This is a genomic window from Pseudomonas sp. 91RF (assembly GCF_003576265.1).
In the GTDB taxonomy this organism is placed as follows: domain Bacteria; phylum Pseudomonadota; class Gammaproteobacteria; order Pseudomonadales; family Pseudomonadaceae; genus Aquipseudomonas; species Aquipseudomonas kribbensis.
In genome coordinates this window covers 378,334-393,362 of sequence record NZ_QWFC01000024.1, presented here as the reverse complement: position 1 = coordinate 393,362, position 15,029 = coordinate 378,334, and the positions used below count along the sequence as shown (strand labels likewise).

The 15,029-nt window shown below is 61.5% G+C and carries 12 protein-coding genes and 1 pseudogene; 11 read left to right on the top strand and 2 right to left on the bottom strand.

What is annotated here, in order from left to right; genetic code table 11:
* Positions 1 to 77: 77 nt before the first annotated feature.
* The 5 genes and pseudogenes from DXT77_RS12975 (at position 78) to DXT77_RS12960 (ending at position 4,939) form a co-directional block, all read left to right on the top strand.
* Complete coding sequence (locus DXT77_RS12975; protein ID WP_119427871.1) at positions 78 to 674, top strand: biliverdin-producing heme oxygenase; 597 nt, start codon at positions 78 to 80, stop codon at positions 672 to 674.
* A gap of 162 nt (positions 675 to 836) precedes the next feature.
* The gene (locus DXT77_RS12970) at positions 837 to 1,232 is read left to right on the top strand and encodes a YbaN family protein (RefSeq protein WP_119427870.1); all 396 of its coding nucleotides are present in this window, start codon (positions 837 to 839) and stop codon (positions 1,230 to 1,232) included.
* Positions 1,233 to 1,334: 102 nt separating this feature from the next.
* Positions 1,335 to 2,693: pseudogene (locus DXT77_RS30380) on the top strand (HAMP domain-containing protein); the annotation flags it as partial.
* 102 nt (positions 2,694 to 2,795) lie between these two features.
* Entirely contained in the window at positions 2,796 to 3,551 is a 756-nt protein-coding gene (locus DXT77_RS30375) for a methyl-accepting chemotaxis protein (protein WP_372238676.1), read from the top strand.
* A 38-nt stretch (positions 3,552 to 3,589) separates the two neighbouring features.
* Positions 3,590 to 4,939, top strand: coding sequence for a CoA transferase (locus DXT77_RS12960; protein ID WP_119427868.1), 1,350 nt, complete (start codon positions 3,590 to 3,592; stop codon positions 4,937 to 4,939).
* Positions 4,940 to 4,952: 13 nt separating this feature from the next.
* Here DXT77_RS12960 and DXT77_RS12955 read toward each other — a convergent pair whose 3' ends face one another.
* Positions 4,953 to 5,804, bottom strand: coding sequence for a DNA-3-methyladenine glycosylase (locus DXT77_RS12955; RefSeq protein WP_119427867.1), 852 nt, complete (start codon positions 5,802 to 5,804; stop codon positions 4,953 to 4,955).
* Positions 5,801 to 7,228, bottom strand: coding sequence for an arginine-ornithine antiporter (gene arcD / locus DXT77_RS12950; RefSeq protein WP_119427866.1), 1,428 nt, complete (start codon positions 7,226 to 7,228; stop codon positions 5,801 to 5,803). The genes DXT77_RS12955 and arcD (DXT77_RS12950) overlap by 4 nt, the downstream gene beginning before the upstream one ends.
* A 438-nt stretch (positions 7,229 to 7,666) precedes the next feature.
* Between arcD (DXT77_RS12950) and arcD (DXT77_RS12945) the strand changes: the two genes are divergently transcribed.
* The 6 genes from arcD (DXT77_RS12945) (at position 7,667) to DXT77_RS12920 (ending at position 14,625) form a co-directional block, all read left to right on the top strand.
* Positions 7,667 to 9,094 (top strand): arginine-ornithine antiporter, encoded by a 1,428-nt coding sequence (arcD, locus tag DXT77_RS12945; RefSeq protein ID WP_096818272.1) that lies wholly within the window; start codon positions 7,667 to 7,669, stop codon positions 9,092 to 9,094.
* A gap of 34 nt (positions 9,095 to 9,128) precedes the next feature.
* On the top strand, positions 9,129 to 10,385 hold the full coding sequence (gene arcA, locus DXT77_RS12940; protein WP_119427865.1) for an arginine deiminase: 1,257 nt from the start codon (positions 9,129 to 9,131) through the stop codon (positions 10,383 to 10,385).
* A 69-nt stretch (positions 10,386 to 10,454) separates the two neighbouring features.
* Positions 10,455 to 11,465: an ornithine carbamoyltransferase gene (locus tag DXT77_RS12935; protein WP_025126828.1), complete on the top strand. Its 1,011-nt coding sequence runs from the start codon at positions 10,455 to 10,457 to the stop codon at positions 11,463 to 11,465.
* Positions 11,466 to 11,538: 73 nt separating this feature from the next.
* Positions 11,539 to 12,468: a carbamate kinase gene (gene arcC / locus DXT77_RS12930; protein WP_119427864.1), complete on the top strand. Its 930-nt coding sequence runs from the start codon at positions 11,539 to 11,541 to the stop codon at positions 12,466 to 12,468.
* A gap of 64 nt (positions 12,469 to 12,532) precedes the next feature.
* Entirely contained in the window at positions 12,533 to 12,895 is a 363-nt protein-coding gene (locus DXT77_RS12925; RefSeq protein WP_119427863.1) for a DUF5064 family protein, read from the top strand.
* Positions 12,896 to 13,116: 221 nt separating this feature from the next.
* Positions 13,117 to 14,625, top strand: a complete 1,509-nt coding sequence (locus DXT77_RS12920) for a sigma-54-dependent transcriptional regulator (protein WP_085709635.1) — start codon at positions 13,117 to 13,119, stop codon at positions 14,623 to 14,625.
* The last annotated feature ends 404 nt before the right edge of the window (positions 14,626 to 15,029 follow it).

Genomic DNA, 15,029 nt, shown 5'->3' with positions numbered 1-15,029 from the left:
CGCCGTGAGGTTTTTTTACTGTCCGGCGCTTGCCCGTTCGTCTCGTTATCAAGCGCCTCTTTTATCAAGGACATCTCATGAGCACCCCGGAAAAAGCCCTGCGTTCACAACGCCTGAACCAGATCACTCACGAGCCGCACAGCAAGCTCGATGCGCTGGTCAAGGCCCACGCGCCGTTCGAGACCCGCGCCAATTTCGCCCGTTTCGTGGTCGCGCAGTACCTGTTCCAGTCGGAACTGGTCTCGCTGTACAACGATGCCGAACTGACCGCCATCGTCCCTGACCTGCCGGCCCGCTGCCGCGCCGAAGCGGCCAAGGCCGACCTCGCTGACCTGGACACCGAAGTGCCTGCGCCCGTTGCCGGCGCGGTGAAAAACCCGAGCAAGGCCCGCGCCCTGGGCTGGATCTTCGTGTCCGAGGGTTCCAAGCTCGGCGCGGCGTTCCTGATCAAACGCGCTGTTGCCCTGGAGCTGAATGAAACCTTCGGCGCCCGTCACCTGGGCGAGCCTGAAGGCGGTCGCGCCGAAGGCTGGAAGAGCTTCGTGCGCACCCTCGATTCGCTGCAATTCACTGCCGAAGAAGAAGCCGAAGTGGAGCAAGGCGCGATCGACGCGTTCAACCGCTTCACCGTGCTGCTGGAACAGGCTTACGCCACGGAAGCCGAGCCGGCCTGAAGCCACGCCACTACCCACTGTGGGAGCTAGCCTGCTAGCGATTGCGGCCTGACATTCAATTCAGATGTCGACTGATATACCGCCATCGCGAGCAGGCTCGCTCCCACATGGGAACCGAGCAAGTCTGTAGAATCCCCGTTTCGCCTCACACACCTCGAGCCCATGCCCCAACCCGCCTCCTCCCGACTCGCCCGCCTGCTGTTCGGCCTGCTCGCCTATGTCAGCCTCGGCATCGGCCTGATCGCCATCGTCGTGCCCGGCCTGCCGACCACCGAATTCATCCTGCTCGCCGCCTGGGCCGCGACCCGCAGTTCGCCGCGCCTGAGTGCCTGGCTGGAAAACCATCGGCTGTTCGGGCCGATCCTGAGCAACTGGCGCAACGGCAAGATCATCGCCCGCAAGGCCAAGGTCAGCGCCACGGTGAGCATGCTGCTGTGCGCGACCCTGATGCTGGTGATGCTCGATCACGGCTGGCCGGTTTACCTGGCGATTGCCGGCATGACCCTGGGTAACCTGTGGATCTGGTCGCGACCGGAATCGCTGCCGAAGATTTCCTGATTTACCCCCTCTTTTCAGGGCTTTTGCCCGCGCAAACGTTTTGCCGTGACCGTTCGTCGGCCTGCGCCTCATGCACCCTCGCCCCGCGCCGATGAGCATTGAATGGCGCTGAATGGATTTGGCGAACCGGGCAACTCCGTGCCCCGTAGGCAACAGTTCATTCATTCGCGAGAACGTCCCATGTTCGACTCCCTGTCCATTCGCCTGAAAATCGTCCTGCTGTCCGGGCTCTGCCTGCTCGGCGTGGTTGCGCTGATCGTCGGCATCAACATCTACCAGACCAACCAGAACGACGAACTGGTCAGCGATTCGAGCAGCAAGATGCTCACCGCCAGCGTGCAGAACCTGCTGCAGGCCAAGGCGGCCGAACAGGCGGTGCAGGTGCAGAAAACCTTCGGCGAGAGCCTGCTGGTGATCACCGCACTGGCCGACCAGATCAAGGACATGCGCGTCATGGCCGCCAAGCGTTCGCTGGACGCCGGCGCCTTGCGTGAAGAGTTGAACCTGAGCCTGAAAACCGCGTTCGAGCGCAACAGCAAAGTGCTGGGCATCTGGCTGGCCTTCGAACCCAACGGGCTGGACGGCAAGGACAGCGAGTTCGTCAACGACGCGGCGCGCCAGTCCAACGAAGCCGGGCGCTTCGCCACCTACTGGAGCCGGGCCGCCGGATCTGCGCTGAACACGATCATGGTCGAAGAAGACATGACCAAGACCACCCTCAGCGTCAGCGGCACGCCTTACAACAGCTGGTACACCTGCCCTCGCGACAACAAGCGCACCTGCCTGCTCGACCCTTACGCCGACACCGTGGGCGGCAAGGAAATGCTCATGACCACCATTGCCGTGCCGCTGCTGGTGGATGGCAAGGCTATCGGCGTGGTCGGCGTCGACATCGCCCTTGATGCACTGCAAGCGGCGGCCGTGGGTTCCCAGCGCGAACTGTTCAACGGTGCCGGGCACATGCTGATCGTCTCCGGCAGCGGCGTGCTCGGCGCCTACAGCACCGACGCGACCAAGGTCGGCAAAGGCATCGCCGAAACCCTTGGCGCCGAAGGCAAGGACATCCTGCAACTGCTGAGCGCCGGCACACCGAAGATTCTCGAACAGGGCGACCTGATCCGCGCCGTATACCCGGTCGATCCGATCGGCAACTCTCGCGCCTGGGGCGTGGTCATCGACCTGCCGAAACAAGTGCTGCTGGCCGACTCGGTCAAGCTGCAAGCGGTGCTCGACGATGCTCAGCAAACCGGCGTGATGACCGCGTTGGCGGTGGCCGTGATCGCCGGTCTGATCGGCCTGGTACTGATCTGGCTCACCGCCTCCGGCGTGACCCGTCCGATCAACAGCGTCGCCGAAATGCTGAAGAACATCGCCAGCGGCGAAGGCGATCTGACCCAGCGCCTGAACTACACCAAAAAAGATGAACTCGGCGAACTGGTGAACTGGTTCAACCGCTTCCTCGACAAGCTGCAACCGACCATCGCCCAGATCAAACAGAGCATCACCGAGGCCCGAGGCACCGCCGATCAATCGTCGGAAATCGCCCGCCAGACCAGCGAAGGCATGCAGGTGCAGTTCCGCGAAATCGATCAGGTGGCCACCGCCTCCAACGAAATGAGCGCCACCGCCCACGACGTGGCCAACAGCGCTTCGAACGCGGCCAACGCGGCGAAAGGCGCTGATCAGTCGGCCAAGGACGGGATGTCGATCATCGAGCGCAGCACCCGCGACATCAATCAACTGGCCGATGAAGTCAGCAAAGCGGTGACCGAGGTCGAAGAACTGGCGGTCAACAGCGAGCAGATCGGTTCGGTGCTGGAAGTGATCCGCAGCATCGCCGAACAGACCAACCTGCTGGCGCTGAACGCCGCGATCGAAGCGGCCCGTGCCGGTGAAAGCGGTCGCGGTTTTGCGGTGGTGGCCGACGAAGTGCGTAACCTGGCCAAGCGCACTCAGGACTCGGTCGAGGAGATCCGCCTGGTGATCGAACGTATCCAGACCGGCACCCGTGGCGTGGTCGCGACCATGCATTCGAGCCAGACCCAGGCCCACAACAACGCCGGGCAGATCCGCCAGGCCGTGGACGCCCTCGGAAAGATCAGCGACGCGGTCACCGTCATCAGCGACATGAACCTGCAGATCGCCAGCGCCGCCGAACAACAAAGCGCCGTGGCCGAAGAGGTCAACCGCAACGTCTCGGCGATCCGTACCGTCACCGAAACCCTGACCGAACAGGCCACCGAATCGGCGGCGATCAGCAGCCAGCTCAACGCCCTGGCCAGTCAGCAGATGAAATTGATGGATCAGTTCCGCGTCTGATTTGATCTATGATCAGGCCCTCTCCCGGAGGGCCTTCGATGACTGATCTGCTCACGTCCATTCAAGCCGCACTCGGCTTGCCCAGCACGCCGATTCCGTTCACCGGCGAGGGCGCCCTGCCCTCGGCGTTTGCCGTCACCGACCTTGCCTGCGCGAGCATCGCCGCGGCCGGACAAGCGGTCGGCGAATTGCTCCGGCAGCAGACCGGCCAACTGCCCGACGTAGAAGTTGACCGCCGCCTCGCCTCGTTCTGGTTCGCCACTTCGCTGCGTCCGATAGGTTGGGAAGTGCCGCCGCTGTGGGACCCTGTGGCTGGCGACTACGCGACCCGGGACAGCTGGATCCGCCTGCACACCAACGCCCCGCATCACCGCGCCGCCGCTGAAAGCGTGCTGGGTGCCTGTGCCGACCGTGCGGCCATGGCCGCGAAAGTCGCGCAATGGACCAGTGCCGATCTGGAGCAAGCGGTGGTCGAGGCCAAGGGTTGCGCTGCCGAAATGCGCAGTTGGGAACAGTGGCAGAAACACCCGCAAGGATTGGCGGTGAACGCCGAACCCTTGGTGCATTTCAGTGATGGGAAAGATGAAAGTCGTCAACTCTGGCAAGGCTCTGTGGCGCAGCCATTGGCCGGGCTCAAGGTGCTCGATCTGACCCGCGTCCTCGCCGGACCTACTGCCAGCCGCTTTCTCGCGGGGCTCGGCGCCAATGTCCTGCGCATCGACCCGCCGACCTGGAACGAACCCGGCGTGGTGCCGGAAGTGACCCTGGGTAAACGCTGTGCACGACTGGATCTGCATCAACCGGCAGATCGTGCGGTGTTTGAAGGTTTGCTCAAGGACGCTGACATTCTGCTGCATGGCTATCGCGCCGATGCGCTTGAGCATCTCGGTTTCGGTGCCGAACGTCGCCGACAACTGGCACCGGGACTGATCGATGTCTGCCTGAATGCCTATGGCTGGAGCGGCCCGTGGCAGAACCGCCGGGGCTTCGACAGCCTGGTGCAGATGAGCAGCGGGATTGCCGAGGCGGGACAGCGCTGGAAGCAGGCTGACAAACCGACACCGCTGCCGGTACAGGCGCTGGATCATGCGACGGGGTATCTGATGGCGGCGAGTGTGATCAGGTTGCTGGCTGAAAGGCTGCGCAGTGGTCGAGGTGGGTCCGCGCGACTGTCGCTGGCGCGGACGGCGAAGTTGTTGATCGAGCATGGGCCGGGCACGAACGAAGTGCTGCGTCCGGAAGATGCAAAGGATCAGAGTTTGCAGATGGAGCAGACGCCTTGGGGGCTGGCGCATCGGCTGCAAGCGCCATTGAAGATCTGCGGGACGCCATTGCAGTGGGCATTGCCGGCCACTGAGTTGGGTTCACATCAACCGCGATGGATTTGAATGTGTGCGGGTATCAATCCGCACGACTCGACGATGTCCACAACACCTGCGCCGCATACCCGCGATACGGCCGCCAAATCTCGGCGCGGGCAGACAATTCCCGCGCCGTCATCCGCGTTCCCTCCAGCACCTCGAGCGCCCGCAGCAACCCCACATCCCCGGTCGGAAACCCGTCCATATCCCGCAACTGCCGCAGGGCAATGTATTGCGCCGTCCAGTCGCCGATCCCGTTCAGCGCCAGCAACCGCGCGGTCCCGGATTCAAACAGCAGCGGATCATCCAGCAACGCCTGCGACACCCCGGACAAGGTCCGTCCTCGACTTTTCGGCATGCCCAGCGCCGCCAGATCGGCCTTCGCCAGAACCGCCGCGTCGGGAAATGCATGAGTCAATCCCGGCACTGTTGAGCGCAATGGCTCGCCATACTGCGCCACCAGTTTCCCCGCCAGCCGGATCGCCCCGACCACCGTAATCTGCTGCCCCAGCACCGCCCGAAACGCCAGCTCCAGTCCGTCCCACGCCCCCGGCACCCGCAACCCCGGGCGTTCGGCAATCAATGGCGCCAGCAGCGTGTCCGTCGCCAGATGGCGCTGCATTGTCGGCAGATCCGCGTCCAGATCGAACAGCCGATGCAAGCGCATGATGATCTCGGGAACCGCTGACGGATCGGTGAAGTCCAGCTCGACCTCCAGCGCATCACCGTCACCGGGCCAGACCGAAACCGTGCCATGCACGCCGTTCAACCCGATGCTGCGCGAATACACACCATCGATCACCGCCTCCATCCCGACCACAGCCCGCGCCGCCAGAAACTCGAACATCGCCGGCCAGTCGTAGGGCGCCTGGTATTCGAGCCGCAGCCTCACAGTGACAGCAAACCGCTGTACAACCCGTAGGCCGCGAGCCCGGCCCCGGCGATCACGCAGGTGAAAATCCCCTTTTCGATGGTGGTGAACAGCGGCTCGCCCTGCTCATGCTTGGCCTTGGCGAACAGGATCACCCCCGGGGCATACAGCAACGCTGACAACAGCAGGTATTTCACCCCGCCGGCATACAGCAACCACACCGCGTAGCACAGGGCGATGCCGCCGATCAGCAGGTCCTTGGTACGTTCGGCCGAGGCATGTTCGTAGGTTTCGCCGCGCCCGCTCAACAGCACCGCATAGGCCGCCGACCACAGGTACGGCACCAGAATCATCGACGAAGCGAGGTAGATCAGGCTGGTGTAAGTGCCGGCGGAAAACAGCGTGATCAGCAGGAAAATCTGGATCATCACGTTGGTCAGCCACAGCGCATTGACCGGCACATGGTTGGCGTTTTCCTTTTTCAGGAACGCCGGCATGGTCTTGTCCTTGGCCGTGGCGAAGAGGATTTCGGCGCACAGCAGCGCCCACGACAGCAACGCACCAAGCAATGAAATCGCCAGACCGATACTGATCGCCAGCGCGCCCCACGGCCCGACGATGTGTTCCAGCACCGCCGCCAGCGAAGGGTTCTGCAGGGTCGCCAGTTCCGGCTGACTCATGATCCCCAGCGACAGCACGTTGACCAGCACCAGCAGCGCCAGCACACCAATGAACCCGATCACCGTGGCCCGGCCGACATCCGAACGTTTCTCGGCCCGCGCCGAATACACGCTGGCGCCTTCGATACCGATGAACACGAACACCGTCACCAGCATCATGTTGCGCACCTGATCCATCACCCCGCCGAAATTCGGGTTGCTGCGGCCCCAGATGTCGCGGGTAAAGATGTCGGCCTTGAACGCCACGGCAGCGATGACGATGAACATGACCAGCGGCACGATCTTGGCCACAGTGGTCAGTTGGTTGATGAACGCCGCCTCCTTGATCCCGCGCATCACCAGAAAGTGTACGGCCCACAGCAGCACCGAGGCGCAACCGATGGCGATCGGCGTGTTGCCCTGACCGAACACCGGAAAGAAGTAGCCGAGGGTGCTGAACAACAACACGAAATAGCCAACGTTGCCCAGCCAGGCACTGATCCAGTAACCCCACGCCGAAGAGAACCCCATGTAATCGCCGAATCCAGCCTTGGCATAGGCGTAGACGCCGGAATCCAGCTCCGGCTTGCGGTTGGCCAGGGTCTGGAACACGAACGCCAGGGTCAGCATGCCGATGGCGGTAATTCCCCAGCCGATCAGGATGGCGCCGGCATCGGCACGAGCCGCCATGTTCTGCGGCAAGGAAAAAATCCCCCCGCCAATCATCGAACCCACCACCAGGGCGATCAGCGCGCCAAGGCGCAGCTTTTGCGTCGGTTGCGACATACAAATCTCTTTGAAAGATGTGGTGAGGTTTTATTTGTAACAACTATTAACTAAACGGCTAACAGTCGAAGACGTTTATCAGGTAATGCCAACAAACGCCCACTTATATATAGCGGATGACGCTAACGCCTAGCACGTTAAGTCAGTTTTGTGCGCCGATCCTAATAAATCAATTCTGTACTGAAAACAGATGTGAAAAATTTGCCAAAACCCGAAAAGCAACTAGCGTCATAACTCGAAAGTAATAGGATCCATTCCCAACCATATCGACCAAAGGCCTCTGGGACGGGCCTTCCAGACAGTAGCCTTATGCCTGCAGTGGATTCATTAAGTCATTCATTAACAATGGAATGTGGCCATGCACTGATCTATGTCAGCTGTTTGAACAGTCAACAGAACTACGCTGTGAACTCTTCTCTCCTGCAATGGAGTCATGCAATGTCTGAAGCTCCCGGAAAACTACGACTAGGTGCACTGGTTGCCCTGGTAGTCGGATCAATGATCGGTGGCGGGATATTCTCTTTGCCACAAAACATGGCCGCCAGCGCCGACGTCGGTGCGGTACTCATCGGGTGGGCCATCACCGCCGTCGGCATGCTCACCCTCGCTTTCGTCTTTCAAACCCTCGCCAATCGCAAACCTGACCTGGACGGCGGCGTGTACGCCTACGCCAAGGCCGGTTTCGGCGACTACATGGGTTTCTCGTCCGCCTGGGGCTACTGGATCAGTGCCTGGCTGGGCAACGTCGGTTACTTCGTTCTGCTGTTCAGCACCCTCGGTTATTTCTTCCCGATTTTCGGTGAAGGCAACACCGTTGCTGCGGTGATTGGTGCCTCGGTGCTGCTGTGGGCCGTGCACTTTCTGGTGCTGCGCGGGATCAAGGAAGCGGCGTTCATCAACCTGGTGACCACCGTCGCCAAGGTCGTGCCGCTGCTGCTGTTCGTCCTGATCGCGATTTTCGCCTTCAAACTGGACATCTTCACCGCCGACATCTGGGGCGTGAAAAACCCGGACCTGGGCAGCGTGATGAACCAGGTGCGCAACATGATGCTGGTCACCGTGTGGGTGTTCATCGGCATCGAAGGCGCGAGCATCTTCTCGGCTCGGGCAGAAAAACGTTCGGACGTGGGTAAAGCCACCGTGATCGGCTTCATCACTGTGCTGCTGTTCCTGGTGCTGGTGAACGTGCTGTCGCTGGGCATCATGACCCAACCGGAACTGGCCAAACTGCAGAACCCGTCGATGGCCGCCGTGCTGGAGCACGTGGTCGGTCACTGGGGCGCGGTGCTGATCAGCGTCGGTCTGATCATCTCGCTGCTGGGTGCGTTGCTGTCGTGGGTGCTGCTGTGCGCGGAGATCATGTTCGCCGCCGCCAAGGACCACACCATGCCGGAGTTCCTGCGCAAGGAGAACGCCAACCACGTGCCGGTCAACGCCCTGTGGCTGACCAACGCAATGGTCCAGCTGTTCCTGATCATCACCCTGTTCTCGGCCAGCACTTACCTGTCGCTGATCTACCTCGCCACTTCGATGATTCTGGTGCCGTACCTGTGGTCGGCGGCCTACGCCCTGCTGCTGGCGGTACGTGGCGAAAGCTACGAAGGCTTCGCGGCCGAACGCCGCAAGGACCTGATCATCGGCGGCATCGCCCTGATCTACGCGGTCTGGCTGCTCTACGCCGGCGGCGTGAAGTACCTGCTGCTCTCGGCCCTGCTCTATGCGCCCGGCGCGATCCTGTTCGCCAAGGCCAAGCTCGAACTCAAACAACCGGTTTTCACCAACGTCGAGAAGCTGATTTTCGCCGCGGTGGTCGTGGGCGCCCTGGTGGCCGCCTACGGTCTCTACGACGGCTTCCTGACTCTGTAATTGCCAAACGTTTTATCTCTGGAGGATCACTGAAATGACCACGGAAAAAGTCAAGTACGGCGTCCATTCCGAAGCCGGCAAACTGCGCAAAGTCATGGTTTGTTCCCCAGGTCTGGCCCACCAGCGGCTGACCCCGAGCAACTGCGACGAGCTGCTGTTTGACGATGTGATCTGGGTTAACCAGGCCAAGCGCGACCACTTCGACTTCGTCACCAAGATGCGCGAGCGCGGGATTGAAGTGCTGGAAATGCACAACCTGCTGACCGATATCGTCGGCAACCCTGAAGCGCTGAAATGGATTCTGGATCGCAAGATCACCCCTGACACCGTCGGCGTCGGCCTGACCAACGAAGTGCGCAGCTGGCTCGAAGGCCTGGAGCCGCGCAAGCTCGCCGAGTTCCTGATCGGCGGAGTGGCCGGCGAGGATCTGCCGGACAGCGAAGGCGCCAGCGTGATCAAGATGTACCGCGACTACCTGGGCCACTCCAGCTTCCTGCTCGACCCGCTGCCCAACACCCAGTTCACCCGCGACACCACTTGCTGGATCTACGGCGGCGTGACCCTCAACCCGATGTACTGGCCAGCCCGTCGTCAGGAAACCCTGCTGACCACCGCCATCTACAAATTCCATCCCGACTTCACCGGCGCCGACTTCGAAGTCTGGTACGGCGACCCGGACAAGGACCACGGCAAAGCCACCCTCGAGGGCGGCGACGTGATGCCGATCGGTAACGGCGTGGTGTTGATCGGCATGGGCGAGCGCACCTCACGCCAGGCCATCGGCCAACTCGCACAGTCGCTGTTCGCCAAGGGTGCGGTGGAAAAAGTCGTGGTCGCCGGCCTGCCGAAATCCCGCGCGGCGATGCACCTGGACACCGTGTTCAGCTTCTGCGACCGCGATCTGGTCACGATCTTCCCGGAAGTGGTCAAGGAAATCGTGCCGTTCATCATCCGTCCTGACGAAAGCAAACCTTACGGTCTGGACGTACGACGGGAGAACAAAACGTTCCTCGAAGTCGTGGCCAGCTCGCTGAACCTGCCGAACCTGCGCGTGGTGGAAACCGGCGGCAACAGCTTCGCCGCCGAACGCGAGCAATGGGATGACGGCAACAACGTGGTGGCCGTGGAACCGGGCGTGGTCATCGGCTACGACCGCAACACTTACACCAACACCCTGCTGCGCAAGGCAGGCGTGGAAGTCATCACCATCAGCGCCGGCGAACTGGGCCGTGGCCGTGGCGGCGGCCACTGCATGACCTGCCCGATCATCCGCGACCCGATCGACTACTAAAACTCTGAGCCCTGGCCGCCGCTAACCGAGCGCGGCCAGGGGGATAACCGACACCGAAGGAGATCCATCATGGCTTTCAACATCCACAACCGTAACCTGCTCAGCCTGGAACACCACACCCCACGTGAGCTGCGTTACCTGCTCGACCTGTCCCGCGACCTGAAACGCGCCAAGTACACCGGCACCGAGCAGCAACACCTGAAGGGCAACAACATCGCCCTGATCTTCGAAAAAACCTCGACCCGCACCCGCTGCGCCTTCGAAGTCGCCGCCTATGACCAGGGCGCCAACGTCACCTACATCGACCCGAACTCCTCGCAGATCGGCCACAAGGAAAGCATGAAGGACACAGCCCGCGTGCTGGGTCGCATGTACGACGCCATCGAGTACCGTGGCTTCAAGCAGGAAATCGTCGAAGAGCTGGCAAAGTTCGCCGGCGTACCGGTGTTCAACGGCCTGACCGATGAATATCACCCGACCCAGATGATCGCCGACGTACTGACCATGCGTGAGCACGCCGACAAGCCGATCCACGAGATCAGCTACGCCTACCTGGGCGACGCCCGCAACAACATGGGCAACTCGCTGCTGCTGGTCGGCGCCAAACTGGGCATGGACGTGCGCATCTGCGCGCCGAAAGCCCTGTGGCCCCACGATGATCTGGTGCAGCGCTGCAAGAAATACGCAGAGGAAAGCGGCGCCCGCATCACCCTGACCGAAGACCCGAAAGCCGCCGTCAAAGGCGTGGACTTCATCCACACCGACGTCTGGGTATCGATGGGTGAGCCGGTTGAAGCCTGGGCCGAGCGCATCGAGCAACTGCTGCCGTATCAGGTCAACGCACAACTGATGAAAGCCACTGGCAACCCGCGCACCAAGTTCATGCACTGCCTGCCGGCGTTCCACAACAGCGATACCAAGGTCGGCAAACAGATCGCCGAACAGTATCCGCACCTGGCCAACGGCATCGAAGTGACCGACGACGTGTTCGAGTCGCCGGCCTGCATCGCCTTCGAGCAAGCGGAAAACCGCATGCACACCATCAAGGCGATTCTGGTGTCGACCCTGGCCGATCTGTAAGCGTTGCCCCTGACCTGCGGGCGCCGCCAAAGGCTGCACCCGCAGGCTCACCGAATTCTGAAAGGACTGCATTATGCGTATCGTCGTAGCTCTGGGCGGTAACGCCCTGCTCCGCCGTGGCGAGCCGATGACCGCTGACAACCAGCGCGCCAACATCCGCATCGCCACCGAGCAAATCGCCAAGATCCACCCCGGCAATCAACTGGTCATCGCCCACGGCAATGGCCCGCAAGTCGGCCTGCTGTCGTTGCAGGGCCTCTCCTATAAACCCGATGAAGCCTACCCTCTGGACGTGCTCGGTGCCGAAACCGAAGGCATGATCGGCTACATCATCGAACAGGAACTGGGCAACCTGCTGGACTTCGAAGTCCCGTTCGCCACCCTGCTCACCCAGGTCGAAGTCGATCCCAAGGATCCGGCTTTCAAGGACCCGACCAAATTCATCGGCCCGGTCTATGCCAAAGAAGAAGCCGAGCGCCTGGCCAAAGAGAAAGGCTGGGTGGTCAAGGCCGACGGTGACAAATACCGTCGCGTGGTTGCCAGCCCGAAACCCAAGCGCATCTTCGAAATCCGCCCGATCAAGTGGCTGCTGGACAAGGGCAGCATCGTGATCTGCGCCGGCGGTGGCGGCATCCCGACCATGTACGACGAAAAGCGCACCCTCAAAGGCATTGAGGCAGTCATCGACAAGGACCTGTGCTCGTCGCTGCTCGCCGAACAGCTGGAAGCGGACTTGCTGGTGATCGCCACCGACGTCAACGCGGCGTACATCGACTTCAAAAAACCCACCGAGAAAGCCATTGCCCAGGCCCACCCGGACGAACTCGAACGCCTGGGCTTCGCCGCCGGATCCATGGGGCCGAAGGTGCAGGCAGCTTGCGAATTTGCACGCCATACTGGCAAGGTCGCGGTAATCGGTTCGCTGGCGGACATCGAAGCCATCGTCCAGGGCACCGCCGGTACGCGGGTGAGCACCTCGAAACCCGGCATCACCTACCGATAAAAAAGAAATACTGGGGCAGACTCCAGGTCTGCCCTTCTCCCATGCCTTGAAAGGAGAGAACACCATGGCCCAGTTCGAACCCGGTCATTTGCACATCGAACGGCACGCGTTGACCAAAGATGACGTCAACTACAACATCCGCCTCGAATACGAGGTGTCGCAGGATCCGCAAAAAGGCAAAGGGATACAGTTCCGGCTGGTTGGAAGCATCCAGGGCAAAGAGGTCAACGAGCCCTTCTTCCTGCCAAAAGAAGAGGCTTACAACTTCGCTCGCAACGTGACGCAGATTGCCGAAAAGTACGGCATCCCCAAGAGCCACAGCCAGATCGGCTCGGTCCACAAGCATTACGATTTGATGTTTGAAGACATCCGTGTGCAGTTGAATATGAAATCCGGGGATCCGGTTAATCCCGAGCATTTCGAGTAACCCTGCCCTACCTTGAACACCACAGATCCATTGTGGGAGCGAGCCTGCTCGCGATTGCGGTTTTTTCTGTCGACATCTTCTTTGCTGACACACCGTTATCGCGAGCAGGCTCGCTCCCACATAAGCTGGGTGTCGAGCTGAAATTCCGCGCTGGAATTCACCAATTCCCCGCCCCAAGGCATACTTGCCCCTCTCCGCACTCCAGAACCCAGAACCACTCCATGCGCATCCACGTCAGTTTCATCGACCGCGTCGGCATCACCCAGGAAGTCCTGGCCATTCTCGGTGGACGCAATCTCAATCTGGATGCGGTGGAAATGGTCCCGCCGAACGTCTACATCGACGCCCCGACCCTCAGCCCGCAAGTGCTCGAAGAGTTGAAAGACGCGCTGTTCCGGGTGCGCGGCGTGGAAGCCGTGGTGGTGGTCGACATCCTCCCCGGTCAGCGTCGGCACTTGCAGCTCGACGCGTTGCTCGCGGCGATGACCGACCCGGTGCTGGCGCTGGACAGCGCCGGCAAGGTGCTGTTGGCCAACCCGGCGCTGATCGCCTTGTACGGTCGCGAGCCAGCGGGCGAAAGTGTCTCGGAGCTGTTCAACGATCCGGGCCTGCTCGAAACCCTGCTCGAACAGGGTTTCCGCCTGCCGCTGCGGGAAATCACCGTCAACGGCCAGACCCTGTTGCTGGACGCCACACCGATCACCGATGCCGGCGCCCTGCTGACGCTGTATCAACCGAACCGCATCGGCGAGCAGCTCTCGGCGCTGCACCACGATCACGCCGAAGGCTTCGACGCGCTGCTCGGCGAGTCCCCGCCGATCCGCACGCTCAAGGCCCGGGCGCAGCGCGTGGCGGCCCTCGATGCGCCGCTGCTGATCCAGGGCGAAACCGGTACCGGCAAGGAACTGGTGGCCCGCGCCTGTCACGCCATCAGTGCCCGACACAACGCACCGTTTCTGGCGCTGAACTGCGCGGCCCTGCCGGAGAACCTCGCCGAGAGCGAACTGTTCGGCTACGCCCCCGGCGCCTTCACCGGCGCACAACGGGGCGGCAAACCGGGGCTGATGGAACTGGCCAACCAGGGCACGGTGTTTCTCGATGAGATCGGCGAAATGTCGCCGTACTTGCAGGCCAAGCTGTTGCGCTTTCTCAACGACGGCAGTTTCCGCCGGGTGGGCGGTGATCGCGAAGTGAAGGTCGATGTGCGGATCCTCAGCGCAACCCACCGTGACCTGGAAAAAATGGTCAGCGAAGGCCTGTTCCGCGAAGACCTGTTCTACCGCCTCAACGTGCTCAACGTCGAAGTGCCGCCGTTGCGCGAACGCGGTCAGGACATTCTGTTGCTGGCGCGCTACTTCATGCAGCAGGCCTGCGCGCAGATCCAGCGCCCGGTCTGCCGCCTCGCCCCGGGCACTTACCCGGCGCTGCTCGGCAACCGCTGGCCGGGCAACGTGCGGCAATTGCAGAACGTGATTTTCCGCGCCGCCGCCATCTGCGAAAGCAGCCTGGTGGACATCGGCGACCTCGACATCGCCGGCACCTCGGTGGCGCGGCAGACCGACACCGACGTCGACAGCCTGGAAGAAGCGGTGGAAGCGTTCGAGAAATCGCTGCTGGAAAAACTCTACGTCAGCTACCCCTCGACCCGCCAACTGGCCGGCCGCCTGCAAACCTCGCACACCGCAATCGCGCACCGATTGCGCAAATACGGCATCCCCAACAAACCCTGATCTCACCGCAAATTCCCTGTGGGAGCGAGCCTGCTCGCGATGCTGGTTCAGCCAGCATTGATGGCGGCTGCGCCCCCTCTTCGCGAGCAGGCTCGCTCCCACAGGTATGTGGCGGATTCGAAATCCGTTCAAAAGCGACCTCCATCTGTACTGAAAGCGCTACAGCGGAACGATATCGCTACACCCTTCTCCGATCACCGCCGTGCAAGGCTTTGATCCGCTTCAGCTTTTTTCTTCGCCCCGAGCTGTAGCGATTTCGCTACAAGCCTCACCCTCAAAGCCCATCGACAAAATATCAAATCATTGATTTATAACGATATTTTTTACGTTGGCCGCGTTCTTGCTAAGTAACCGCTCATAAAATCAGGGCATTACCGCCCCAAGTAATCCACCGCGTCCACCAG